The sequence below is a fragment of the Mesorhizobium sp. WSM4849 genome (genome assembly GCF_055811385.1).
On sequence record NZ_JBVVPW010000007.1, the window covers coordinates 178144 to 202439 of the forward strand.

Here is a 24296-nt window from a genome sequence, read left to right on the forward strand (position 1 = left end):
GTGGGAAAGATGTTCCCGCGCTGAAATCGAAAGCCGCGACATCCGTCGCGGCAAGGCGTCACCACTCGATCGCCGGTCGCGCGATCATCAGCCAGAAAATCCCGAGGACGGCAGCAAAGGCGGGAAAGCCAAAGGCGAACCACAGCCAGAAAAGCCTGCTATACCGGGCCGGCAGCGGGGTCCCTGCTTTGGCGGCTTCGGACGCCAGATTGCGCATCTCCATCTGCATCCATACCACCGGCAGCCAGAATGCGCCGGTGACGATGTAAAGCGCGATGGAAAGCACGATCCAGCCTTCGGAGAGCGGGTAACCCGCCTGCCAGGCGAGCGCGACGCCGGTGATAGGCTGCGCCACGACGGCAGTTGCCGTGAAGAGAAAATCGGCGATCACCACGATGCGCGCCACTGCCGCGATTGTTGCCGCATTGCCGGTCCTGTGGGTGAGAAGCATGAAGAAGGCAATGCCGGCGCCGGTGCCAAGCAGCACGCTGGCGCCGATGACATGCAGGTACTTCAGCACGAAATAGAGCATCAGCGCTCCTCCAGGATCGCCAGGGCAACGAAGTGAAGGACGATGATCGGCAAGACCTTCAGGAATGGCCCAAGCGGATCGTTCCACAGGTCCGGGAGCAGGAAAGTGCCCACGACCAGATAGAACAGCGAGAGCGCGATGCCAGCGTAGAGACCTTTTCGCGCCGTTGGCCGCCAGGCTATGAGACCGCCGACGACGACGTCGGCAAGGGCGCCGGCGACCACGGCAGGCGCCGACAACATGCCAGCCCCCGTGCTTTGCATAAGGCCGATGCCGTTGCCGTAGCCAGTGGTCAGCGAAACAACCCCCGTCATGATCCAGAACAACGGCAGGACGACGAAGATTGCAGGCTTGGCGAAATAAAGCCCGGCGAACCATTTTTCCTGCACCGTTGCCGGATTGAGCGCGAGGAACTGCGCCAAGCTTTGTGGCCGTATGCCGGTCAGGGAAATCCAGTCCGATGGATCTCCGAGCGCACCTCGCGTGATCTCCCTGGCGGCGTTGGTGCGCATCGGAGGCCGCCAGCCCAGCATCGCGGCAAGATCGCCGAGGCGGTAGAGAAGCCGGGCAACCCATCCCGGCAAGGCAAGCCTGGGCACTGGAGCCCAGCCGAGCCAGCGGCGGAAAGTGCCGACAATCTCGTCCATGATCAGCTGTTCGGGGCCTGCAAGTTCCAGCGCCAGACGAGACGGACTGCCGGGATTGAGAAAGAAGAGCACCGTCGAGACCACATCCTCGAGCTGCACGACCTGGAGCCGGCCGGTATTTGGCATTGACGGCAGGACCGGCAGCGAGGCCAGACCGCGAAACAATGCACTGGCCCCAAACACAGGCCGGCCGAGCACTACGGAAGGGCGAAGGATTATCCAGTCCAGATCAAGCGCCATGAGGGCCTGATCTCCAGCATATTTCGTCGTCGAGAACGAAGAAGGCTGTGCCCGATCGACACCCATTGCCGAGAAGTGGATCACCTTGGCGACGCCGGCGCGCGCGCAGGCGCGAAAAAGAGCGGACGCCGCATCGCGATGGACTTGTCCGGTCTTTTCGCGAGGGCTGTCCTGCAGAACCCCGGCACAGTTCACGACGACATCGATGCCGGCCAGATGCGGCAGCCAATCTTCAGGGCGTAGCGCGGTCGCCATGTCCAGCACCAATGACTGATAATCGCGGGCTCCACTTGCCCGAGGGCTACGGACGATGCCGACCACCTCATGTCCTTCGGAAACGAGGCGGGAACAGACCGAAGCGCCGATCAGGCCGGTGGCGCCAGCAACGAGAATTCTCATCGGACCCAGATCTCCGGTGCCGGAGGGATAGTGTCATTCTACGCCCTGGATGCGAATGTTCGATGTGCCTTTCGGGTGGGAACTGTCTGGCAGCGCGGAACAAACCATCGATCGCGGAATTAGGAAAGCACCAGGAGGCCGATCATGGACAGGGAAGAGCGTATCAGGCGGCGAGCCCATGAAATATGGGAGCGTGAAGGCCGTCCGGAAGGGCGGGAGCGCGAGCACTGGGATCAGGCCGTGCAAGAGATCGAGGCAGAGGATTCCGAAGCAGAACGTGGCCCGGTCGTGCCTGACCCGATCGTTGGCGCCGGCTCCGAACCCAATACGGGCGGCACCAAACCACCGAGATAACGGGCAGCCGACGTCTTGACCGGCGGTTTCGGCACGGAAAGGAAAATGCCATGCCTCGTCTGATCGCCTTGATCGTGATCGTATTGTCGGTGGTCTTCATCGGTTGGCTTTGGATCGACCAGACCGGCCAGACGAGCGACGGGACTCAGCCTGCGCCGCATGCAATAGACCAGGATGGATGACGACGGCAGTTGAACTCCATTCCGGGCAGGACCTGCAAGTTTTCACAGTGGACGCGATCCTCGCCTAACTCGAGGGCGCGGGATCCTCGTTTCTGTATTCGTGAATGAGGCCAAGGATTTGCGTCGGACCAACTCGCGAGCCTCTGGCTGAACGAACGGCATCAAGAGTTCGACCCGCTCCTCGACTTTCTCGGGAAGATCCGCAGCAGGATCTATGAGGTCGTTGCCGTGCGCATGCGCTCTTTAGTCGGGAAGGCCAGCCTTGCGGTAGCCTTCGACGAAGCGCTGGAGCACTTCCTCGTTGTCGAATGGCTGCGATGTTGCCCAGTGCCGGATGCTGAAATGGGGATCGTTCATCATGAAGAATTCCGCCTCCTGACGGGCTTCATCCAGGCGCCCGAGCTGCGCGAGGGCTGCCGCAAGCAAGCGCCGCGACGTGGTGCGGTAGGTTTCCGGCTTGCGCAAAGCCTCTACCGCGGATTGATAGTCGCCGAGCGCATAATAGGCTTGGCCTGCCATCCAATAGTACCATCCCGGTGGGCGCGGATTGAGCCGCAACGCCCGCTTCACGAATTCGACGCCCTTGACCGCGTCGCCCCTCAGGGTGATGAGATCCGAGCGTATCGCCCAGGCATCGGCATGATTAGGATCGAGCTTGAAGGTTGCCTCGAACTCGGCATCCGATTCCGCGTAACGCCGCTCGTGACCAAGTATGATGCCCAGCCCCCAGCGGTTCCCCGCATCGTTAGGGTCGAGCGCCACAGCCCGCTGCGCTTCCGCCAGCGCGCGAGGCTGGTTGGTTTGCTTCGGCTCGTTCCAGAACAGCCAGCCGAGCCAAAGATTGAGGGCCAGCAAGCTATGTGCCTCGGCATAGTCGGGATCGAGTCCGATCGCCTTTTCCAGGAGCATGCGCGCTTCCCGCGCGCCTAACCCGGTCTGAAAACTGACGCCGCGGGCTCGCACGCAAAGGTCATAGGCTTCGAGACTCGTCGGCCGTTTGCGCGCCGGCTGTCCGGCCAATCGGCCGACAAGGGCTTCGACGATCTTGGCAGTGACCTCGTCCTGCACTGCAAAGATGTCCTCGAGGCTGCTGTCGTAGCGCTCGGCCCAGATATGATCGCCGCCGATCGCGTCGATCAGTTGCGCATTGATGCGCACGCGCGCCGCGGCGCGCCGGGCGCTGCCTTCAACCACGTAGCGCACCCCAAGATCACGCGCGGTCAAACGCACATCGACCGACCGCCCCTTGTAAGCAAAGGTTGAGTTGCGCGCGATGACGAAGAGGCCGGCTGAGCGAGACAGGTCGGTGATCAAGTCTTCGGTCAAGCCGTCGACAAAGGTTTCCTGCTCCGGATCGTTGCTCATGTTGGTGAAGGGCAAGACCGCAATCGAGGGCTTGTCGGGCAATTCGAGCGATTCCAGTCGGCCGACCGGAGCGGCTCTCGGAACGTGCAGGTTCACGCGATAGCAGTATATCGGCTCGGCTATATTCTTCACCCGCTGCTCGCCCATGGGCTCGAACGCGAACGCCAGCTTCTGCCTGACCTCCTTGGACACCTTCTCCGAAACGCAGATGCCACCGGGCTCGGCGAGTTGTTGGAGACGCGACGCCACGTTCACGCCCTCGCCATAGCGATCGTCCCCTTCGACGATCACTTCTCCAAGGTTGATTCCGATCCGGACTTCGAAGCGCTGGTCTTCGGCGACGCTCGCGTTACGCTCCGCCATGCCGCGCTGAAGCGTGACCGCGCATTCGACCGCGTCCACCACGCTGCCAAACTCCGCCAGCAGACCGTCTCCCATCAGCTTGAAGATTCGCCCGTGTCGCGTCGCGATTTCCGGCTCGAACAGCTCTTTGCGGCCACGTTTCAGCCGGTCGAAGGTGCCCGCTTCATCCGCCTCCATGAGCGCCGAGTACCCGACAACATCGATGGCAAGGATTGCAGCGAGCTTCCGCTCCATGTTGAGCCTCAGAAAGATTCACGACTCGCAAGCCGCAGGTCAGAGGCAGGCAGGACCGGCGCCTCCGGCCTTAGCGGCCTATGATACCACAGATCACGCCTCTTGAGACTATGGCTCGCGCGACGCCCCAGATCTCCAGCCGCAGCGCCACTGACGCGCGAGTCCCACCTATCCCTCCGCTTGTTCGCGGCAGTTGCCTCGCAACCGGACTGTGAACCCCTTTGGCTCAAACGTTTCCCTTGGGCCGTGCTCGTTTGAAGGTCTGAAAAGGTCAGAAGCGGGCATTCGCGAACGTCGACTTTGACCCATTGCGGGGCATTGGCCTTCTAATCACTGCCTCACCGAGCCGACTTTGCGAATACCTGCGGACAATCTCGTCCTCGTTGGCATCAAAGCAGCGGCCGTGGCTGAGAATGACCCGCCGCGGTTGCCACGATCGGAGCTTGCCTATTACTGCCTGTGCCTTGCGCCGCTGCAGGAGAATTGGCAGCCGCATACCGAAGAAGGTCCGCCCGTGGGGATGGTCCATCCGAGTCAGCTTGATCGCCGTGCGCCAGGGTTCATCGATCATGTCCAGTTCGAGATTGATGATCGTGTCTGTGAGGATCAGCGTCTTTGAAGCGTAGTGGAAAAATATGAACTCTTTGAAGTAGCCACCGGGAAACAGCATCTGGTCAATGTCCTGCCGCCACGCCTCAGGCGGCTTGATCTCCAAATCTCGCGTGAACGTCACATCGGCGTGCCGTGCCAGCGCTCTTTGGCGAACTCTGGGTGATGCCCAGGTGATTGCCTCTGGAAAGACCTTCGACCACTCACCGATATGAGCGTAGTGAAACTGGTTGGGTGAAACGAGGTGGCGGATCCTGCCCAAGTTCCGCAACTCTTCGGCCAGCGTCGCAGCGAACTTGATAGGCGAATGAACGAACAGATCATCGTTCGACAGGCGCACCACCGTCATCCGAGTAGTAAATGGCAGCGGAAGCTTTACTCCGGCTATCGTCAGATATTCAAACGGGCCGTCAACGACGCCAATATCAGGTCCCTGACATTTGTAAACGTTGACGGGGTCGTAGAGAGACGCACCCACGGTCCTCTCCAACTTGTCAGCTGCGGCGCAAGGACAACATAATCCGGTTGGTCATACAATGCGTCCGGCCTGAAAGGCCGCTTGCCATTCAGAAAAGTCCGTCAGACCTGTCCGCTGCAAAAAAGTGAATGAGCTCAAAGCCGACCTTCGGCGCTGACACTGCGGCGGCCAATGGATTCCAAACTACATGTTAATACGATTTCCGCGTGCGAATGACCGCTTTGCGCCTGATATCGGCCATTGAGGTGACCGTTGCCACTGCCTGAAAGCAGAGATTGTTGGCGACCATTCTGGAGGCCGCGATTGCGCCATCTGCGGAAGTTCGAGGCATCCCCAATGAACGGTAGCAGTCGGACCCGTTCCAGAAGTTCGCGCGCGAGCGCCTACGGCACATTACCTACACCTAATGTATAAGCTAGCCGATTTCGAAGAAATGGTACATAGTTGAGGAGCATATGATCTCTTGTTCATGAATCCGGGCGAGTCGCCCGGCAGCGATTGGAGATATGTCATGGCAGCCAATTGGGACCTTGAGCAGACACTTAACGATGGTCGGGTCGAGTGGCCGACGGGTCCGATCACAGGCCTCAACCCCTCCGAAGAACCCAGGTGGGTCGACGCCTGGGTTGTGCAGGCTGACGCTGGAGCCGTGTTTCCGTTCGACGGGATTAAATATGTGGGCCCCAGTCAAAGCTCAGGCCACACTCCACATTGGTCAGGTTGGGGGGCGGGGCCGTATACTAGGTGGAAGGCAGACGACCCGGGGTGGGCATACGGAAAATTCACGAGCGGATTCGCACTGGGGATCGCGCTCTTGGCTTATCGGGATACCGCCACAAATCCCAATACCACTGAATTCGAATGGTGGTATGACATAGTCTGGCTTGCATAACGGCCGCTAACTATCGAGCGCGGCATAGATGGAGGAATGAAATGCCCATCGACGATGTTTATATGAAGAGTTTCCAAAATCAGGTCCAGGTCCTTGAGAACATGAAGACGGGGATTGAGGCTGCGATCGGCAGGGCCCAAAAACGGCTCGCGGAAGTTGAGCAGCAAGTTAACGAGGGGAAATCTACTAAGGAAGCTATAGAGGACGTTTTTAAAAAAAAGTAAAGGTCCGGCGGCTCAAGGCAGTCGGTGTTGGTTCGGAATGACCAACACGGGTCAAAAAGCGGCTATTCATCGAACAGAGGCGAGCGGAAAAATTCGCGGGACCGTCAAGTTGCGACGATACTGCATGAGCGGCTTGCCAGGGGGACCGGTGAACTGGATCTGGACCAGATCGCAGTTGAAGTCAGCACAGCTGAAGGTCCGTCATCGGCGTTCGCAACGCGATTTCTATGGTTGCGTTACCCCGGCGAACGCCACCAGATCGGCCACCGTGAAGTTTCCAGGCGTGGACGAAGGAAGGATAGGTGTGAACCCACCGGCGACGTTCAGATAGGATGACGCATCCCGCTTCAAAATCCTGACAAACGTCTCCGCCACGATCCTGCCGCCGACCGGACCCAACTGATTTCCGCCGGCAAGGACCGCAGCCTCGCGAAGGACGTAATACCACAATGGCGTCTTGTTCAGCAGTAAACCGCCGCTGGAATTCAGCACAGCCATTTCGGCCGCCGACACCCCAGATGTCAGCCGCGCCGCGGTCATCGGCGCAATGCCGAATGAGTTGGCCATGCCCTGTCCACTCGGCAGACCGAGAGATAGAGCGCGCCGGAGGTTTCGCGTTGCCAGAATCGCCATCATTCCAGTGAATCCGGGCAACGATTCCAATCCGTTAGCGATGAAGCTATCGATTTTCCGGGCCTTGTTGTGAACCGGTACTGGCACTCCGGTGTCAAAGAACGCGTTGAAGTCAACGACCCAGGTGGAAAAGACCGGCAGCCGTGGATCGCGATTGAACTCAAACACCTTTCCAAGTGTGGCTTCCGGGAAGTTGAAATTCACCCAGTACGTATCACGGATCATACTGTGGCCGAACCGGTACGCTGCCACGGCGAACTCGACGGGCATTCGGAACGAGCTGCCGATGGGAGCAGATACGCTCGCCATCGCGTTGTTTACGGCAGCCACTCCGCAGATTCTTTCCAGAAAGTCATGCACCACGGCCCATTGGTAGTGATGGGTCACGATCCGTTTGGCCTCTGCGAAAATGTCGCCCGCAAACGCGACTGCCACCAGCAGATCAACAACGGCGTTATGGAAACGCAGCATAGCGTGCTGGAACTGTACGATGATCAGATTTTCGTCGTTGCGCGGATCGCCGATCGCTGCAGTATTCGTACCCTGCATGCGGGGCACATCCCAACTCGTCTGCTGGACCATGCCCGATTTGTCACCGTTGTTGCTGGGGCCGCCCGGGCCAATAGGAGTGTTCGAGCCCCTATGCAGCTTGATTGCGGTAGCTGGACCAGATGTAGGAAATACGTAGAGAAATGGATCTAAGCCAGGCCCGCGGCCGTAAACGGAATCCAGATCGAGCGCCGGGCTCCTCATGTTACTGATTGTATTCGCATCGGTAGCGGCGTCGAGAGTCGACGAGACGTCGAACGTGATGTCATGGTCGACAAACTGACCAAAATAAGTGAAGCCTGCTGGTATCGAAGACACGCCCGCATCAGCGGGATTGTGAGACGCAGGATTAGGATCACGGCCGGGGTCTCCCATCAGGTTACCGAGTTGGCCGAGGAGTGCTTGCGTCGCGACATTGAATGGCAACTTCGTTGCCGCACGGGTGGCCGCGGACGACATGTATCCGAAGCGATCTGCACAGGCAGAACTCAGCCAGGGAAACGGGAACCAGTAGAGCGGAATTTTAACGCCGTGAAAACGTCGAATCCCCGGCTTTAGTGCGAGGATAGACTCTTTGACGTCTTCCGGTAACTTCTCCACGGGAAGGTCCGCCGGCCTGATGCGATTCGCGCTGGCCAACAGTTGCTCCAGCGAAACGGTGGGTCTCAGATTCGTTTCGGTCACGCGCTTTCGCAACTCCGACAGCACGATCGGCTTTGGGTTAACGAATCCTTTAGGAATCGATGTCTTCTTGAGAAATTCGCGGACTGGCTCGGCAATTTCGGAAGTTGCGGCTGGGTTTGCTGTCTCAGCTTTTCGCTTCGTAGGCTTCGTCGCACCGAGTCGCTTTGGTGTCTGTTTCGCTGGGGCTTTCTTTTTCGTGACCATGCTTGACCTCTGAAAATGATTTCAGGAAGTAGCACCCTCACCCGATGGGAAAGGGGGCCTTCAACAAGTTGGGATTAAGCAGAAAGGCCCATGCAGGCGCCACCCGGCTGGAGGACCCAAGTATCGAGCCTCAGCACTGTCTCGCCCGGTCTAGCTCTAGGGGGCCAGCGGTGAGGCATATTTATGCTCGTCGATCGTACGAAGTTCGGTGGCATCACATCACCTCCGACCCAGAGCGGTTCACAAGGAGGTGCGGGCGGTGCCCCTTGCCGCCTCCCGACGGTGTCACATTTTGACGAGTTTGCCTAGGCGGAGCTGGGTCGCGGCCGCGGCGACCACGTTTCCCTTCAGCTCGTAGAGATGCAGCGCTCCGGACACAGCGGCGACCGCCTCGTCGCCTCGGCGGGCGGCCTCGAGCACGTGCGACAGGTCGACCAGTGCATCCGCCCGGTCGTTGACGAAGTCGGTCGCTTCGGCGATCGTCACTGCTTCGCGCGCGAGCGCCTCCGCCGCCCGGAGCTCTGCCCGCCGCGCATGCACGCGTGCGCGCACGCGGCGCCAACGGACCTGCGTCACCAGGTCTCCGCTCGCAGCCAGCTGGGCGCTGAGTTTAGCAAAGTCCTCGGCCTCTTCGTCGCGTCCCTGTTCGAGGATCACCACGGCGAGGGACGCGGCCATCGTCGAACGGAACGCGCGCTCGCCCATCTCCTCAAGCGCACGATACGCTGCGCGCGCGCTCCTCTCGGCCGCAGCGGGGTTCCCGGCGAGCAGCTCGACGACGGCCTCATGCTCTGAGGACGCCACGTAGAGCGTAAGGCCGAGGTCGGCGTAGGTGGCGTTGCTCGTCGCGATCAGATCGCGGGCAATCGCGAAGCGGCCGACAATCGCGTTGAGGCACGCGAGCTGGCGGAGGATCGCTGCCTCGGACTCGGGGCTTTCGCCCACTTGCACGCGCATCGCCTCGCAACGGCGGATGCCCTCGGCTGCCGGGGTGGGCCCGAACCACAAGGAGGAAGCGATCCACGTGAGGATTTCGTAGTACTCATGCCAATCCCCCGCACGTCGCGCGTGAGCAGCAGCTTGCTCCCAAGCTGCAATGGCGGCCTCGCCGCGAGCCGCGGTGAAGGATAGCCAGGCCTCAAGCCGCCGTGCGCGGCAGAGGCCGAGGTCGTCCCCGAGGCGCTCGAAGACCGGGATCACCGCAGCTACCGCGCATGCCGACTCCTCCAGCCCGCCCTCTTCGCCGTGGAAGATCCGGAGGAACTGCCGCTGAACGAGCACATGCGCTGCCAAGCGCTGGTCGTCAGCGGCAGCGGCCAAGCGCTCCGCCTCGTCCAGCGCGCGCCCGGCGTCGTCCAGCCGGCCGCTTTCGATCAGCGCGCCGCTCAAGTCGGCGAGCAGCACGATCCGCCGTGTGTCATCGGTGGGAAGCAGCCGGGAAACCCTCTCAAGCAGGCTGATCGCCGCCGGCAGGTCGCTGCGGACAAGCGCCCGCCGCCCGGCTGCCTCGAGCCGTTCGCACGCCCGGGCGGCAAGCGAGGCCGCGCGCACGTCGCGCGGACCGAGCGCGACACGGTACTGAAAGGCCTGTTCGAGGTGATAGCCGACAATCTCCTCAAACTCGCGTAGCCGGTCCGCGGCCGCTAGCTCGAGCCAGGCGGCGAAGCGCTCGTGCAGGTCGGCGCGCGCATTCTTCGGCAGGGAGCGATACGCGGCGTCGCGGATCAGGACGTGACGGAAGCGATAGGCCTTCTCGCCGGCGAACAACGGCGCCTCCGGGCGGATCAGGTCCCGGCGGACGAGCGCGAGCAAGCCGTCCTCGAATGTGTCGAGCACCGGGCAGGCGAGCTCGCTGACGGCGCTCCGATGGAATACTGAGCCCTCGACCGCTGCGGCCGTCAGGATGGCGCGCTCGACGGACGGGAGGCCCTCGAGACGGGCAGCGAGAAGCGCGTTGATAGTCGAGGGGACGGGCAGATCAACGAGGTCCGACGCGGCGACCCAGCTGTCGGGCGCGTGCCTGAGCAACGCGTCGTCGACGAGCATCGCCACGAGTTCCTCTGCGAAGAGCGCATTGCCCTCGGCCGCGCTCGCGATCCTCGACTCGGCAGCGGGCGGCAGCGGCGCGTGGCCAAGCAGGTTGGAGATCAGCTCGCGGCATTCCGCGTCGCTGAGCCGCTCGAGGACGATCGACGTCGCGTTGCGTTTGCCGGCCCCCCAGCCAGGACGCGAGTCGAAGAGCTCCGGCCGCGCGATGCAGATGAGCAGGATCGGGAAATCGCGTGAGAAGTCGGCGACGTGCTCGACTAAGTCGAGGAATGTCGACTCAGCCCAATGGACGTCGTCCACCACAACGACGAGCGGCCCCGCTCGCGCGAGCGCCTCAAACAGCCTCCGGACGGCCCAGGCGGTCTCCTCGGTCGTCCCTTGTCCCGCGCCGCCAAGCCCGAGCGCCCCGGTCACACGCTCGGCAATCAGCCGGGCCTTCTCGTCGCCTGCGAGCCGCGCCTCGACCACCGCTGCGAGCTGCTTGCCGGAGTCCGGTCCCTCCGCGCGGGTAAGCTCCCGGACTATCTCGGCCAGCGGCCAATAGGTGATGCCCTCGCCATAGGGCAGACAGCGGCCGTGCAAGACTGTGACATCCTCGGCAAGGCCGCTCGTGAACTCCCGTACGAGCCGCGACTTTCCCACACCCGCGTCGGCGAGAATGGTGACCAGGTGGCAGGTCCTATCGCCGACCGCGTTGCGGAAGACGGTCTCAAGCAAGGCTCGTTGGCGTTCGCGCCCGACGAAAGGCGAGTCGAAGCGGCGCGCAACGCCGGGGGCGTGGGCGAGGACTTCTAACACGACGAGGGCGCGGATGGTCGCGCCGCGCTTGAGTGCGCGCGGCCCACTCGGCTCGACGACGACCGCATCGCGCACGAGCTTGTGCGTCGGTTCCCCTATAAGGATCTCATTCGCCGTCGCTGCCTCCTCAAGGCGCTTCGCGACAATGACGGCCTCTCCGGCGACCGACAAGTATCCCTGCGTTTGGTCGCCGGCGATCACCTCGCCGGTGTTGATGCCGATTCGGTTCATAAGGCGGACGCCCCAACCGGCTTCGAGTTCGTGGTTAAGGATGGCAAGTGTTTCGCGCATCTCCACCGCTGCCCGCACAGCGCGCAGCGCGTCGTCTTCGTGGACGAACGGCATGCCGAACACAGCCATGATCGCGTCCCCGATATAGTTGTTCACGATTCCGCCGTGCCGTTGAACGACGACGCTCAACTCGCCGAAGTACCGGGAGAGCAGGTTCCGGAGCGCTTCGGGATCGAGGGAGAGGCTAAGCCGCGAGGAATCGACGATGTCGGCGAAGAGGATGGTGACCGTCTTGCGGGCGTCCGGCCCGGGCTCCCGCGCGGCCGGCGCTGCCGGCTTAGCTGGAACCGAGGAAGCCACCTTAGGCCTCCGCTTCGGGTTCGGCCGGAGACGGTTATCCGATGACATGGCAGGACTCCGTGTCTTAGCCTCCCCACGCCGCTGACCAGTTGCGGATTGTCATGGGTGCTGATTTCACGATACAGCCGCTTCTCAACAAGAACAAAGCGGTTTCCTCGCCGGTCAAAACTCCCGCACTTCTTCCAAAGATACCTTTTGGGCTATCTGCGGGGCTTTAGTTGGCTTCTCCCTCATAGCTGGAAGAACCGGCTGCAAACTTGCCGAGCGGTCCGTCCGCAGAAAGCGATACCCGCACTATTAGGAATAACCACCGGGCCCGCTGGGTGATAGGGTCTTTTCGTCAGTTGTCGAGCAGGCGGAAATGCGCGGCGCGAACGACGGCCTGCGTGCGGTTCCTGGCGCCCAGCTTCCTGGCGGCGGCGGTGAGGTGCATGACGACCGTAGGAATCGAGCGCCCGATGACGCGCGAGATCTCCTTGGCAGAGAGGCCATGTGCCGAATGGCGGAGACACTCGCGCTCGCGCTCAGTCAAGGACGGCAGGAGCGGACTGAGAGCCGATCGGTCGTAGAAGGCGTAGGCCGTGTCGTGGAAGACATGCGCCAGCAAGCTAAAGCGCGCGATGGTTCCCGCATCCCGATCTACCATCTCGTCCGCGCCGAGGCGGATGCCGGTAACCGTGGCATAGCCGCCGCGCGGCATGTGGATAGGGATCGTGACGCCGCTAGTGAGGTCGCGCTCGCGCAGATAGCGCGCAACGGGTTCCGTAGTCTCGTCGAGGAGCGCGCCTATCTCGGTGTCGATCTCCTTGTTGTAGCTCCAGGCGAAGGGGGCGGAACTGCGCGCCGCCACGATCTGCACCGGATCGATGCGGAAGTAACCTCGATCGCACCAATAGTCGCGCATGTCGTCATCGATGTTACGCAGCTTGAGCATCGACGGGATCATGATAGCGCCGTCGAGATCGTACGGGATGGGCGTGTAGTCGTAGACCAGCGCGTCGTAGCCTAGGCCGGACAGGGCGGCGAACGCCTCGTCGATGCATTCGTCCAAGGTGCCATGGCGAGTGAAACGCCGCCTGATCGTTGTGATTTCGTCCAGCATGAGCTCTTCCGCCTACATCCCGGACCACCCTATCACTTCTTATAGCTGACGCACTCCCAACGTTTCGCTTAATATATGAGCATGCCTAAAATCTGTGCATTCGGAGCGTATCATGTGGCGAGAGATGGCGGCCGACGATCGCATCGAGGTAAATGTCGACGGCTTTAAAGTCGTCGCCTACAGCTTCGGCTCCAGCACCGAGACGGTGTTCTGCCTCAACGGCGGGCCTGGCCTGGCCTGCGACTACCTTCGCGAATCGCACTCCTGCCTGATAGACAAGGGATACAGGGTCGTGGCGTTCGACCAGCTTGGCACCGGCGCCTCCGACCGGCCCACGGACACTTCGTTGTGGACTATCGCGCGCTACGTCGAGGAGACCGAGACGGTTCGCAAGACGCTGGGACTCGGCAATGTACACATGCTGGGTCATTCCTGGGGCGGCTGGCTGGCGATCGAATATGCGCTTGCCTACCAGGAGAACCTGCAGACGTTGATCCTCGAGGATACGGTCGCCGACATGCCGCATCTTGTTCTGGAACTGGAACGCCTGCGCGCGTCGCTGGGACCCGAGACCGTATCGATGATGCAGAAGCACGAGGCGCAGGGAACCTACGATCATCCGGAATACATGGCGGCGGTGACGATCCTCAACTACCGCCATGTCTGCCGCCTGCCCGAATGGCCGGCGCCGGTGCGCCGCTCGCTCGACGACTGGAGCATGGGACCCTACGCGACCATGCAAGGTCCGAACGAGTTTCTCTACATCGGCAATCTCAAGGACTGGAACCGGGTGCCCGACCTGCCCAGGATCAAGGTGCCGGTGCTGATCACGCATGGCGAGCACGACGAACTGACACCAGCCTGTGGTCTGCGCATGAAGCTTGGCCTGCCGCAGTCGGAGTTGCACATCATCCCGAATGCGAGTCACATGCCCTTCTACGAGAACCCAGCTGCATACTATCCGATCCTTTTAGGGTTCCTCTCGCGCAACAAGGCAGGCTGATGCAGGCGGAATGCAGGGGAAAGGGAGCGGACGGGGAAACACCTCAGGGCCATGCACCGCTATAAGTTCGTTCTATACCGTCCGCTTCAGTTCCTGCCGGTGCTGTTCGGCATCAGCGTGTTCACGTTCATCCTTGTCCGGCTGATCCCCGGCGACCCCGCTCGCGTTCTGCTCGGCACCCGCGCCACCCCCGAAGCGATCGCCCGCATCCGCGCGCAGTACGGCCTCGATGAGTCCATGCTCGCCCAGTATTTCTACTTCCTGCGCAACCTCGCGGACGGCGAGATGGGGCGCTCGATCCTCTACAAGATCGATGTGCTGAAGCTGATCGCCACGCGCATCGAGCCCACTCTGACGCTGGTGCTTTGCAGCGTTGTGCTGTCGGTATTGATCGCCGTGCCGGTGGCGGCGATCGCGGCGCGCAATCAGGGCAGGCTGGCCGACCAAGTTATCCGCATCGTTTCCACCTTCGGCATCGGCTTCCCGCCCTTCTGGCTCGGCCTGATGCTGATCATCCTGTTCAGCGTCGAACTCGCCATTCTCCCGGTGTCCGGTTACGGCAACACGCTTTCTGAAAAGCTTGCACATCTCGTGCTGCCGAGCCTCACTGTCTCGCTGTCGCTGTCGACCGTTCTGGCCCGCAGCTTGCGTGCGGCGATGGTCGAAGGCTTGAAGTCCGACGTGGCGACTGCCGCGCGCGCGCGCGGCATGCCGGAGAGCATCGTGTTCTGGCGCCACGTGCTGCCAAATTCGTTGGTGCCGACCGTCAACCTTCTCGCCGTAAACATAGGTTGGCTGATAGGCGGCACCGTCGTGGTGGAGACCGTCTTCGCGCTGCCCGGCATGGGCCAGCTGCTGGTGCGCGCCATCTTCTCGCGCGACTACATGGTCGTGCAGGGCGTGGCGATGGTCTTCGCCTGCGCCACCGTGCTGATCAACTTCCTGGCTGACATCGTCACGGTGGCTCTCGATCCGAGGGTGAAGCTGTGAGCGAGCCCTTGGCCGCGCCCGCGCTCGGCGGAAAGGGCCGCTTTCGCCGCCGCGGTACGCTGGCGGCCGGCGTCTTCCTGCTTGGGGCGTTCGTCGTCCTCGCGCTCGGCGCGCCGCTGATCGCGCCCTACGATCCGATCGCCCAGGACGCGACAGCACGGCTCCAGGGGCCGTCCTGGCTGCACCCGTTCGGGACCGACAATTTCGGCCGCGACATCCTCTCGCGCGTCATCTGGGGAACGCGCATCGACCTCAAGATCGCCGTCATCGGCGTTATCTTCCCCTTTCTCATCGGCACCACGCTGGGCACGGTAGCCGGCTTCTTCGGCGGGATAGTCGACGCCATCTTCATGCGGCTGGTCGACGTCATCCTGGCCTTCCCGTTCCTGGTATTGATGCTGTCGATCATTGCGATCCTGGGGCCTGGCCTGGCCAGTTTTTACATCGCCATGGCCCTCGTCGGCTGGGTTTCCTACGCGCGGCTCATCCGCGCACAGATGCTCGTGCTCAAGAACCACGACTACGCGGTTGCGGCGGTCAGCCTCGGCTTCAGCCGCATGCGCATCATGTTCCGTCACCTCCTGCCCAATGCCGCTGCCGGCTCGGTCGTCTTCGCGATGTCCGACGCGGTCCTCGTCCTGCTGAATGGCGCGGCCATTAGCTATCTCGGGCTGGGCGTGCAGCCGCCAGTCGCGGAGTGGGGCGTGATGGTGGCGGAAGGCCAAGCCTTCGTCACCACCGCGTGGTGGATTACACTGTTCCCGGGGCTTGCGATCGTGACGCTCGCCTTCGCCTTCAGCATGATCGGCGACGGGCTGGCCGATTTGTTCGGGGTTCACGAGTGATCGCGGCGCTGCTCAAGGTCACCGACCTGACGGTCGTCCATGACGGTGACGGCGGGGAGCGTACCCTGCTTGATGCCGTGTCGCTCGATCTCGCCCCGGGAGAAGTGCTCGGGCTGGTCGGCGAGAGCGGGTCGGGCAAGAGCCTGCTCTGCCGCTCACTCGTTAGGCTGCTGCCATCGAGCCGGCTCAGGATCAGCGGTGGCTCGATCACACTTTCCGGGCGTGAGCTGACGACCGCGCCGGAAGCCGAGATGCTCGCGGTGCGCGGCGGTAAAATCGGCATGATCTTTCAGAATCCGAGCAGCCATCTCGACCCGGTCATGAGGATCGGCGACCAGATCACCGAGGGCATCCGCTTTCACCAGCGGCTGGACGCCAAGGCGGCGCGCGCCGCGGCGGTGGATATCCTCGCCCAGGTCGGGTTTCCGGATCCGGCTCGGCAATACGATAGCTACCCGCACGAATTCTCCGGCGGCATGCGCCAGCGCGCCATGATCGGCGCGGCGCTATCAAGCAATCCCAGGATCCTGATCGCCGACGAGCCGACGACGGCACTCGACGTGACGATACAGGCGCAGATCCTGCGGCTTCTGATGGACATCCGCGCCAGGCGTGGACTCTCGGTGATCCTGGTCACCCACGATCTCGGCATCGTTGCCCAAGTCTGCGACCGCATCGCGGTGATGTGGCAAGGTCGACTGGTGGAGATTGGAGAGAAGCGCGGTCTGCTTGCGGCGCCGGCGCATGCCTACACCCGTTCGCTGATCGCCAGTCATCCCTCGCTGCCGGAGGAGGACATGCCGGCAAAGGCTGAGAAGCTCCGGACACCCGGAGCGGTGCCGGTGGTCGACATCGAGAAGCTGCACGTGCGCTTCGCCACGGGCGGCCTGTTCCGGCGAGGCGCGGTCGATGCCGTCAATGGGGTCACACTCCGTGTCATGCCGGGCGAAACGGTCGGCATTGTCGGCGAATCCGGAAGCGGCAAGAGCACTCTGGCGCGCGCCGTCCTTGGACTTACGCCGGTCTCGTCAGGCACGATACGGTTCGATGGTACGGACATCGCATCGGGTCGCGCGGTCCTCGGCATGCTGCGACGTCAAACCGCCATGGTTTTCCAGGACCCCTACAACGCCCTCAATCCTCATCTTACCGTTGGCAAGATGCTGGCGGAGGTCCTGCGGGTACAGGGCAAAATCGAGACCGCGCAAATTCCGGCACGCTGCGGCGAACTGCTCGACCTGGTCGGCTTGGGGCGCGCGTTCCTCGACCGCAAGCCGCGCTCGATGAGCGGCGGCCAATGCCAGCGGGCCGGCATAGCTCGCGCGCTCGCCGTCGACCCGAAACTTATCATTGCGGACGAGTGCGTGGCCGCCCTCGACGTCACCATCCAGGCGCAGATCGTGGAGTTGTTCCGCGAATTGGTGGAACGTATGTCGCTCACGCTGATATTTATCGCCCACGATCTCGCAATCGTTCGCAATCTCTGCCAGCGTGTTGTGGTGATGCACCGCGGCGTGATCGTCGAGGAAGGTCGGTCGGAGGAAGTGTTCTCCCGGCCGAAGCATGCCTACACCGCCGCGCTGATTGCCGCCGTTCCGCATATCGATCCGGACAAGCCGCTGCTTGCTCCCTCGAAGATGGCGACCCCGCAGGCCGACGGGGTCGCAAACTGAAACCAAAGGCAAACCAGAAGGGGAATAACGATGTTAAGAAGCAAATGGATGCGCATCGGCTTGGTCACCGTTATGACCAGCCTGTCCCTGGGGGCGACGCTCGCAGAAGCCGCCGGCGTACTCACGATTGGCCGGCGCGAAGACTCGACCACCTTCGATCCGATCAAGACCGCCCAGAACATCGACCTGTGGGTGTTCGCCAACGTCTATGACGTGCTGATCCGCGTCGACAAGACGGGCACCAAGCTGGAGCCCGGTCTCGCCGAGAGTTGGGAGGTCAGTCCGGACGGCCTCACCTATACGCTCAAGCTGCGCGACGCGAAGTTCTCGGACGGCTCCGACCTGACGGCCGACGACGTGGTGTTCAGCCTCACCCGCATCAGGGATGACGAGGGCTCGCTGTGGGCGGATCCTTTCAAGGTGATGGATACGGTCGAGGCAACCGATCCAAAGACCGTCACGATCAAACTCAAGCAGGCGACCGCGCCGTTCCTGGCGACGCTGGCCTTCCCGATCGCCTCGGTTCTTTCCAAGAAGGGCTTCGAGACGCTCGGTCCGGAGAAATATGCCGAAACACCCATCGGCTCTGGCGCCTTCACCATCACGGAATGGAGGCGCGGCGACCGTGTCATCCTGGCGAAAAACCCGCATTTCTGGGAGGCCGATCGTGTCAGCCTTGACGGCGTCGAGTGGATCTCCGTGCCGGACGATAACACCCGCATGCTGAACGTGCAGGCCGGCCAGCTCGACACCGCGATCTTTGTGCCGTTCTCACGCGTCGCCGAACTGCAGAAGGATTCCAACCTCACCGTCCACCTCGACCCGTCGACCCGCGAAGATCACCTGCTGATTAACCACGAGCATGGCGCGCTGGCGAAGAAGGAGGTGCGGCAGGCCCTCGACATGGCCATCGACGAGCAGGCTGTGGTCGAAACGGTGACGTTCGGCTACGGCGAGGTCGCAAACTCCTACGTCCCGAAGGGCGCACTCTATTACTACGCCGACAATCTGAAGCGGCCCTACGATCCGGAAAAGGCCAAGCAGATGCTGGCCGACGCCGGGGCCTCGGACCTGACGCTCAACTACGTCGTGCGGGCCGGCGACGAGATCGTCGAGCAGACGGCCGTGCTGCTGCAGCAGCAGCTCGCCAAAGCCGGAGTCACCGTCAACATCCAGAAGGTCGACCCGAGCCAGGAATGGGACATGCTGGTGGCCGGCGACTATGACATCTGTGTCAACTACTGGACCAACGACATCCTCGACCCAGACCAGAAGACCACCTTCGTTCTCGGCCACGACGCGAACATGAATTACATGACCCGCTACAACAACGAGAAGGTCAAGGAGCTGGTCGCGGCGGCGCGCATCGAGATGGATCCGGCCAAGCGCGAGCAAATGTACACCGATCTGCAGAAGATGGCCAAAGAGGACGTCAACTGGATCGATCTGTACTACAGCCCGTTCATCAACGTCTCGCGTAATAACATCGAGAACTTCTACCAGAATCCGCTGGGCCGGTTCTTTCTGGAAGACGTGGTCAAGAACTAGACTTGTGAACGAAGCCACGGGACGCCGCTCTGCGGCGTTCCGCCCAGCCCTGACAGCACGTTTGGCGTGCCGCCCGTCTCACCGCGCGTCGTTTGTTGGGACAGGTGAGCGATCTGCTGCTGTCGCTACTTCCGCTTTCTGACAGTTCCGCGCTGATTGCGGACGGTCCGCACTCGTGAACCAAGACTGCCGGGCGGCAATGCCTCTATCTCTGCCGGAGAGATCACCTTTGCCGCTTCCTGAAAGCAGACATAGCCCGCGACCACGCTGGAGGTCATGGATGCGCCAGAAGTAGCCATTCCCGGATCTTCTCCAAACCCGACCTTCGCCCTTCGGCCGCTGTCGACCGATAGTGTTCTCTAATGGGTCAAGGGCGTGGCGACAGTCCCGACCTTGATCCTGATCGGCGAGCTTGACGATTGGAGCCCCGCCAAAAAATGCCGAGAGATGATGAAGCAGCGCAGCGGCAGGGAAAGCTCCGTGCAGCTTCAGGTCTACAGGGGCGCTCATCACGCGTTTGATGCCCCGGAATTCAAGACTGGCATCGAGGCCTACGGTCACTGGGTGGAGTACAAAGCGGTTGCAGCCGACCGATCCGTAAGCGTTGACACTCTCTGCGCGAGAAAGGGGCGCATCTTCGAGGCGCCCGCGTCCGCGACTGAGGCGGGCGCTCTTCCATATTTACGAAAGGAACACCCCTATGAGGATCGGAATCATCGGCGCTGGAAACATCGGCGCCACATTGGTGCGAATGCTTCGGCGCGTCCTCTCCTTAAAGCCGTCACCGGGCTTGCAATGCGGTGGCGCATTATGACACTGGCTGCATGAGCACGTCCGCACAACCAGTGCGTCTGGTCCGCCCCGAAAAGAAGCGGCGTCGCATCCCCATTGCAGTCATCATGGCGATGAGTTTCGGCAGCCTCGTGTTCCTGTCGGTCGGCGGCGTGCTCGCATTGTCGGTCGGCGCCAACCTTCGCAACACTTTCGACCTGCTCGGCGCCCAGTCGACGCTCCTGATCGATGCGATGGAGGATTCGCTGCGCGCCGAGATGGGGCGCGCCGAGAGCGCCGTGGACGGCGTCGCGCAGCTCTACAAGCAGGGCGAGTTCCAGATCGACGACGAGGCGATGTCGGCGGCACTTGCCAGTGCGCTGGCGGCAGCGCCGGGGGTGAACGCAATGTTGATCTGCACACCCGACCTGATTTGCAGGGGGGCGGCGGTGACCGGGGACAACGACGCCAAATATCCTGCCGGAACGATCCGGAAACTCCCCGCCGAGACCGAGAAATCGCCGCAAGTGCGCGCCGTTCTTGAAGAGCGCCAGCAGGTCGACGGACGCCGGTGGGGCGCCTTCGTGGCCAACGAATATGGCTTGTTCGCCAACGTCTCGGCGCCGCTGTCACGCGATGGCGCCACGAAGGCCTGGGTGATCGCCGCGGTGGAACTGCAGAACTTGTCCAAAATCACGCAGGAACTGTCGTCGCGCTTCGGCACGCATGCCTTCATTCTGGATGGCGACGGATCCATCCTGGCGGACCAGCGGCTGGCTTCCCCGGATGCGCTGAAGGACGGCATCCTGCCGCTGACGCCGCTCGCCAATTTCGGCGATCCGGTTCTCGCCGGATATGAGGCGCGCAAACCGGAACCGGAGTTCAGCACGCAGCGTACCCGCGATATCGAGGTTGCCGAAATCCGGGTTGACGAAATCCAGGTTGACGACAAGGACGGTTCGACGTCATGGGACGGAGAGAACACTTACGTCGCTATTACCCGTGAGATCACCGGCTATGGCGACCGGCCCTGGACGCTCGGCGCGTATTTCAAGACCAGTCAGATCGGTGACGAAATCGAGCGCGTCATGGGATCGGCCATGCTTGGACTTGGCGCGATGGCGGTGGCGGTCATCGTCGCGATTCTTCTCGGCAGGCGCCTGTCGCGCCCGATCCAGGCGATTGCCGGCCAGGCCACGCGCGTCGCCGATTTCGATCTCGACGGCGTGACCCCCCTGCCGCGCAGCAGGGTGCTGGAGTTGGACAACCAGGCTTCGGCGTTCAATGCCATGCTGATCGGTCTGCGTGCATTCTCGACCTATGTTCCGCGCTCGCTGGTGGCCAAGCTGGTGCGCACCGGAGAGAGCGGCATCGCCGAACCGCGCGAAGCGGTCGTCACCGTCATGTTCACCGACATCGCCGGCTTCACCACGCTGTCGGAGCAGATGGACGCCGCCGCCGCGGCCAGGCTGCTGAACCACCACTTCGCGATCCTGTGCGGCGCGGTCGATGCACATGGCGGCACGGTCGACAAGTTCCTGGGCGACGGCATGCTGGCGTTCTTCGGCGCGCCGGATCGTCTGAAGGGGCATGCCGCCGCGGCCGTCCGCGCAGCCGCGGCGATCCGCGAGGAGCTGGACAAGGACAATCTGGAAGCGGCTGGCGAAGGCCGGCCTCCGCTTCATGTCCGTATCGGCATCCACACGGGCTCCGTCATCGTCGGCAATATCGGCGCATCCGATCGTGTCAACTATACGATCGTCGGCGACACCGTGAACGTCAGCCAGCGGCTGCAGGACCTCGGCAAGCAGCTCGAACCGGGCGCCACCGCCGCAATCGCCATTTCCGGCGAGACCGCGTCGCGGCTCGACGAAAGGTTCGAAAGGATCCCGGCGGGCAAGCACCGGCTGCGCGGCCGCGGCGAGGCGACGGAGGTCTTCCAGCTTGGCAAAGTCGCGACGTCAGCATCGCCCCCTATGGACGTTCACCGCGCCCAAGCGGGCTGAGTAACATGCCACTTCCATGCCGCTGATCGGCGGCTTGAAGAAGCCGACGGCTTTGGGAATGACTTGAGCCGGGTCACCTAGCGCCGTAGCTGATTTCAATTGGAACGGCAGGAACGGTGCAAAGTCGCTGCTCCGGGCAACGTCCGCTTACGAGCCGCCAAATCGGCCCAGCAAGGGCCGGTTTGGGGTCAAGACTGGTGGTTCTGGTGAACGTCGGCTTCCGGGAAGGAAATTCGGTCAGGAAGGGCCGCTTCGGGGCAACTCACGACGACGGTCCGGCGACCCAAAGCGGAAGTTCGCTTCCGCTCAGTCGAACTCACGCCCATGACCCATCGGTGACCTTCATTGTCCGCATTGTGAACGGCAGCAATGCTGACCCAATGCGGACACAACTCGCAGACACCGGGGAAGCGAAACTAAGGATAGCCAATGTGCTTAAGCAGCGAACGCCCAACTAGTGGCTTTTGAGCAGGTCGCCATGCCGCCGAATGCCTGTCAAGTGACGACCTGGATTTCCGTCTTCACGGAATTGGCAATGAAGCACTGTTCATGCGCCGAGTGGTGAAGTTCCGCTTCTGTTGCGGCGGTTGGCGTTTCCCCGGCGTAGACAATGGTCGGATTGAGGTCAACGCGGCTGACTACCAATCGTCCGTCCACCTTCTCCATCATCCCGACCGCCTTGTCGGTATAGCTCTCCACGACGATCCCCTGGGGCGCCGCGATCGAGAGAAAGGTCAACATGTGGCAGCTGGAAATCGCCGCGATGTAAGCCTCCTCCGGGTCGACGTTGGCTTCCACTGAATAAGGAAGCGGAACGATATGTGGCGAAGCGGATGCCGGCACCACTTGGCCTCCGTCGAAGCGCCAGATGTGCGCGCGGCTGTAGCGCTTGTCGGTGAATACCGCTCCTTCTCGCTCCCAGTGTACTTCGACGGTCATTTTCATGATTGATCCTTTGTCGGAACGGAAAGAAGTCTTGCAGTCGTCTGGATCAGATGGCAGCGAAGATGCTGCGCCGCAGCGTCGAAATCGCGCCTCGCACAAGCGGCAACGATCGCCGCGTGTTCCTCGAAGAAATCAATTCGCTCCTGGGCGCCACGCCCTTGGTGAAGGGTTGACCGCCGGGATTCTCGTCGAAGGTCTCCGACGGTCTCAAGTAATCGAGTATTCGTGCAACCGCTGTACAGGGCGAGGTGAAATTGTTGGTCGAGCTCCAGAATCCGCGACGGATCGTACTCCGCGAACAGCTCGTCGTTGAGCCTCTCAGCCTTACGCAAGGCGGAAGGCTGAAGCTCCGGCAGCGACTGCTCCAAGGCAGCGACCTCCAAAATGGCCCGAAGTTCGCAAAGTTCGGTCGCCTCCCGTTCTGAGAGGATCGCGACTGCCAGGCTTCGATCGGGTCGCCGCACGACCAAGCCACTTCCGAGCAAACGGTCCAGGGCCTGTCTGACTGGCTGGCGGCTCACTCCGAAACGCTCGGCGATCGATTCCTGCTTGAGAACCGAACCTGGTGCCAATTCACCTGACTCAATCTCGTCTTGCAGCTCGCTAAAAATCGATTTTGGATCCATGGATCCAAACAGTATGATATTTCGGAGTTGGTCAAGCTCTAATCAGCTTCAACCGTTTTCCTGCAAAGTGGCATTCCCGCTTTTCCGCTCAAGCGCAGGAACAAAGTAATGAGTTGCTTTCCGCCGATCTCGGCCATCACACGACTACAAGCGGCACGGCACAACGACGCTCTTCGCTGCCCTCAACGTGCTGGACGGCACGGTCATCGCGCAGAACATGCAGTGCCACTGCCATCAGGAGTTCATCAGCTTCCTCAACCGCATCGAGCGCGAGGTGCCGGCAGACAGGCAATCCATGTAATCCTCGACAATTTCGCCGCGCAAAAAAAGACAAGGTCAGCGCCTGGCTCGACCGCCACCGGCGCTGGACCTTCCATTTCACCCCAACATCCTGCTCCTGGTTCAACGCGGTCGAGGGCTTCTTCGCCAAACTCACCCGGCGCAGGCTCAAGCACGGCGTCTTCCATTCCCTTGTCGATCTTCAGGCCGCCATCAACCGCTTCATCCGCGAATACAATGCCGAGAACCCGCGACCATTCATCTGGAAGCCAACCCCGATGACATCATCGCCGCCCGAAACCGCGGGTTCCAAACGTTGGAATCAATCCACTAGGTCGTGAGGCACGTACCTTCGAAAGGATGAATTCGGCTCTCAAAGGACGAACTTACAATGCCCATCGGCGGCCTCTAAGCTCACTTTGACGCGCTCTGCCCAAAAACGGGTCTCCTTGCTGAGATCGCAATGCCCGACGCAAGAGGT

The 24296-nt window shown here is 61.9% G+C and carries 19 protein-coding genes and 1 pseudogene; 11 read left to right on the forward strand and 9 right to left on the reverse strand.

Annotated elements, in window-relative coordinates; all coding sequences use genetic code 11:
- Window positions 1-58: 58 nt before the first annotated feature.
- Complete coding sequence (locus AC0L3L_RS09950) at window positions 59-532, reverse strand: DUF2269 family protein (RefSeq protein ID WP_473637423.1); 474 nt, start codon at window positions 530-532, stop codon at window positions 59-61.
- Window positions 532-1818: an SDR family oxidoreductase gene (locus AC0L3L_RS09955; RefSeq protein WP_473637424.1), complete on the reverse strand. Its 1287-nt coding sequence runs from the start codon at window positions 1816-1818 to the stop codon at window positions 532-534. Before AC0L3L_RS09955 ends, AC0L3L_RS09950 begins: the two co-directional genes overlap by 1 nt.
- A gap of 144 nt (window positions 1819-1962) precedes the next feature.
- On the opposite strand from AC0L3L_RS09955, the gene AC0L3L_RS09960 reads away from it, so the two are divergent.
- Both AC0L3L_RS09960 and AC0L3L_RS09965 read left to right on the forward strand, forming a co-directional pair.
- Window positions 1963-2172 carry a DUF2934 domain-containing protein gene (locus AC0L3L_RS09960; protein WP_473485114.1) on the forward strand — a complete coding sequence of 70 codons (210 nt, stop codon included), beginning with the start codon at window positions 1963-1965 and terminating at the stop codon, window positions 2170-2172.
- Between the two features lie 50 nt (window positions 2173-2222).
- The gene (locus AC0L3L_RS09965) at window positions 2223-2354 is read left to right on the forward strand and encodes a hypothetical protein (RefSeq protein ID WP_473637425.1); all 132 of its coding nucleotides are present in this window, start codon (window positions 2223-2225) and stop codon (window positions 2352-2354) included.
- Between the two features lie 243 nt (window positions 2355-2597).
- Here AC0L3L_RS09965 and AC0L3L_RS09970 read toward each other — a convergent pair whose 3' ends face one another.
- Together AC0L3L_RS09970 and AC0L3L_RS09975 are read right to left on the reverse strand one after the other, a co-directional pair.
- Window positions 2598-4316, reverse strand: a complete 1719-nt coding sequence (locus AC0L3L_RS09970; protein WP_473637426.1) for an adenylate/guanylate cyclase domain-containing protein — start codon at window positions 4314-4316, stop codon at window positions 2598-2600.
- Window positions 4317-4587: 271 nt separating this feature from the next.
- Window positions 4588-5403, reverse strand: a complete 816-nt coding sequence (locus AC0L3L_RS09975) for a DUF4336 domain-containing protein (RefSeq protein ID WP_473637427.1) — start codon at window positions 5401-5403, stop codon at window positions 4588-4590.
- Between the two features lie 933 nt (window positions 5404-6336).
- Here AC0L3L_RS09975 and AC0L3L_RS09980 point away from each other — a divergent pair.
- Window positions 6337-6519, forward strand: a complete 183-nt coding sequence (locus AC0L3L_RS09980; RefSeq protein WP_027151090.1) for a hypothetical protein — start codon at window positions 6337-6339, stop codon at window positions 6517-6519.
- A gap of 225 nt (window positions 6520-6744) precedes the next feature.
- On the opposite strand, the gene AC0L3L_RS09985 is transcribed toward AC0L3L_RS09980, so the two are convergent.
- The 3 genes from AC0L3L_RS09985 to AC0L3L_RS09995 all read right to left on the reverse strand — a co-directional run bounded on the left by AC0L3L_RS09985 (window position 6745) and on the right by AC0L3L_RS09995 (window position 13129).
- The gene (locus AC0L3L_RS09985) at window positions 6745-8589 is read right to left on the reverse strand and encodes a peroxidase family protein (RefSeq protein ID WP_473637428.1); all 1845 of its coding nucleotides are present in this window, start codon (window positions 8587-8589) and stop codon (window positions 6745-6747) included.
- A 285-nt stretch (window positions 8590-8874) separates the two neighbouring features.
- Window positions 8875-12027, reverse strand: coding sequence for an ATP-binding protein (locus AC0L3L_RS09990; RefSeq protein WP_473637429.1), 3153 nt, complete (start codon window positions 12025-12027; stop codon window positions 8875-8877).
- Window positions 12028-12367: 340 nt separating this feature from the next.
- Window positions 12368-13129, reverse strand: a complete 762-nt coding sequence (locus AC0L3L_RS09995) for a LuxR family transcriptional regulator (RefSeq protein WP_473637431.1) — start codon at window positions 13127-13129, stop codon at window positions 12368-12370.
- A gap of 112 nt (window positions 13130-13241) precedes the next feature.
- On the opposite strand from AC0L3L_RS09995, the gene AC0L3L_RS10000 reads away from it, so the two are divergent.
- The 7 genes from AC0L3L_RS10000 (at window position 13242) to AC0L3L_RS10030 (ending at window position 21965) form a co-directional block, all read left to right on the forward strand.
- Window positions 13242-14132 (forward strand): proline iminopeptidase-family hydrolase, encoded by an 891-nt coding sequence (locus tag AC0L3L_RS10000; protein ID WP_473637432.1) that lies wholly within the window; start codon window positions 13242-13244, stop codon window positions 14130-14132.
- 51 nt (window positions 14133-14183) lie between these two features.
- The gene (locus AC0L3L_RS10005; RefSeq protein WP_473637433.1) at window positions 14184-15122 is read left to right on the forward strand and encodes an ABC transporter permease; all 939 of its coding nucleotides are present in this window, start codon (window positions 14184-14186) and stop codon (window positions 15120-15122) included.
- Window positions 15119-15967, forward strand: a complete 849-nt coding sequence (locus AC0L3L_RS10010; protein WP_473637434.1) for an ABC transporter permease — start codon at window positions 15119-15121, stop codon at window positions 15965-15967. The genes AC0L3L_RS10005 and AC0L3L_RS10010 overlap by 4 nt, the downstream gene beginning before the upstream one ends.
- The gene (locus AC0L3L_RS10015) at window positions 15964-17640 is read left to right on the forward strand and encodes a dipeptide ABC transporter ATP-binding protein (RefSeq protein ID WP_473637435.1); all 1677 of its coding nucleotides are present in this window, start codon (window positions 15964-15966) and stop codon (window positions 17638-17640) included. Before AC0L3L_RS10010 ends, AC0L3L_RS10015 begins: the two co-directional genes overlap by 4 nt.
- 48 nt (window positions 17641-17688) lie before the next feature.
- Window positions 17689-19188 (forward strand): ABC transporter substrate-binding protein, encoded by a 1500-nt coding sequence (locus tag AC0L3L_RS10020; protein WP_473637476.1) that lies wholly within the window; start codon window positions 17689-17691, stop codon window positions 19186-19188.
- A 393-nt stretch (window positions 19189-19581) separates the two neighbouring features.
- Window positions 19582-20016: a hypothetical protein gene (locus tag AC0L3L_RS10025; protein ID WP_473637436.1), complete on the forward strand. Its 435-nt coding sequence runs from the start codon at window positions 19582-19584 to the stop codon at window positions 20014-20016.
- On the forward strand, window positions 20013-21965 hold the full coding sequence (locus AC0L3L_RS10030; protein ID WP_473637437.1) for an adenylate/guanylate cyclase domain-containing protein: 1953 nt from the start codon (window positions 20013-20015) through the stop codon (window positions 21963-21965). Before AC0L3L_RS10025 ends, AC0L3L_RS10030 begins: the two co-directional genes overlap by 4 nt.
- 495 nt (window positions 21966-22460) lie before the next feature.
- Here AC0L3L_RS10030 and AC0L3L_RS10035 read toward each other — a convergent pair whose 3' ends face one another.
- Together AC0L3L_RS10035 and AC0L3L_RS10040 are read right to left on the reverse strand one after the other, a co-directional pair.
- Window positions 22461-22910 (reverse strand): OsmC family protein, encoded by a 450-nt coding sequence (locus AC0L3L_RS10035; protein WP_292180944.1) that lies wholly within the window; start codon window positions 22908-22910, stop codon window positions 22461-22463.
- A complete protein-coding gene (locus tag AC0L3L_RS10040; RefSeq protein ID WP_473637438.1) occupies window positions 22907-23536 on the reverse strand; it encodes a GntR family transcriptional regulator in 630 nt (209 codons plus the stop codon). Before AC0L3L_RS10040 ends, AC0L3L_RS10035 begins: the two co-directional genes overlap by 4 nt.
- Before the next feature lie 136 nt (window positions 23537-23672).
- On the opposite strand from AC0L3L_RS10040, the pseudogene AC0L3L_RS10045 reads away from it, so the two are divergent.
- Window positions 23673-24149, forward strand: a pseudogene (locus AC0L3L_RS10045) (IS630 family transposase); the annotation flags it as partial.
- Window positions 24150-24296: the final 147 nt, after the last annotated feature.

Excerpts from the sequence above, each read along its gene's own strand:
- AC0L3L_RS09950 (WP_473637423.1), bottom strand. The coding sequence starts at position 532 with ATGCTCTATTTCGTGCTGAAGTACCTGCATGTCATCGGCGCCAGCGTG.
- AC0L3L_RS09955 (WP_473637424.1), bottom strand. The coding sequence starts at position 1,818 with ATGAGAATTCTCGTTGCTGGCGCCACCGGCCTGATCGGCGCTTCGGTC.
- AC0L3L_RS09960 (WP_473485114.1), top strand. The coding sequence starts at position 1,963 with ATGGACAGGGAAGAGCGTATCAGGCGGCGAGCCCATGAAATATGGGAG.
- AC0L3L_RS09965 (WP_473637425.1), top strand. The coding sequence starts at position 2,223 with ATGCCTCGTCTGATCGCCTTGATCGTGATCGTATTGTCGGTGGTCTTC.
- AC0L3L_RS09970 (WP_473637426.1), bottom strand. The coding sequence starts at position 4,316 with ATGGAGCGGAAGCTCGCTGCAATCCTTGCCATCGATGTTGTCGGGTAC.
- AC0L3L_RS09980 (WP_027151090.1), top strand. The coding sequence starts at position 6,337 with ATGCCCATCGACGATGTTTATATGAAGAGTTTCCAAAATCAGGTCCAG.
- AC0L3L_RS09985 (WP_473637428.1), bottom strand. The coding sequence starts at position 8,589 with ATGGTCACGAAAAAGAAAGCCCCAGCGAAACAGACACCAAAGCGACTC.
- AC0L3L_RS09995 (WP_473637431.1), bottom strand. The coding sequence starts at position 13,129 with ATGCTGGACGAAATCACAACGATCAGGCGGCGTTTCACTCGCCATGGC.
- AC0L3L_RS10000 (WP_473637432.1), top strand. The coding sequence starts at position 13,242 with ATGTGGCGAGAGATGGCGGCCGACGATCGCATCGAGGTAAATGTCGAC.
- AC0L3L_RS10005 (WP_473637433.1), top strand. The coding sequence starts at position 14,184 with ATGCACCGCTATAAGTTCGTTCTATACCGTCCGCTTCAGTTCCTGCCG.
- AC0L3L_RS10020 (WP_473637476.1), top strand. The coding sequence starts at position 17,689 with ATGCGCATCGGCTTGGTCACCGTTATGACCAGCCTGTCCCTGGGGGCG.
- AC0L3L_RS10030 (WP_473637437.1), top strand. The coding sequence starts at position 20,013 with ATGAGCACGTCCGCACAACCAGTGCGTCTGGTCCGCCCCGAAAAGAAG.
- AC0L3L_RS10035 (WP_292180944.1), bottom strand. The coding sequence starts at position 22,910 with ATGAAAATGACCGTCGAAGTACACTGGGAGCGAGAAGGAGCGGTATTC.
- AC0L3L_RS10040 (WP_473637438.1), bottom strand. The coding sequence starts at position 23,536 with ATGGATCCAAAATCGATTTTTAGCGAGCTGCAAGACGAGATTGAGTCA.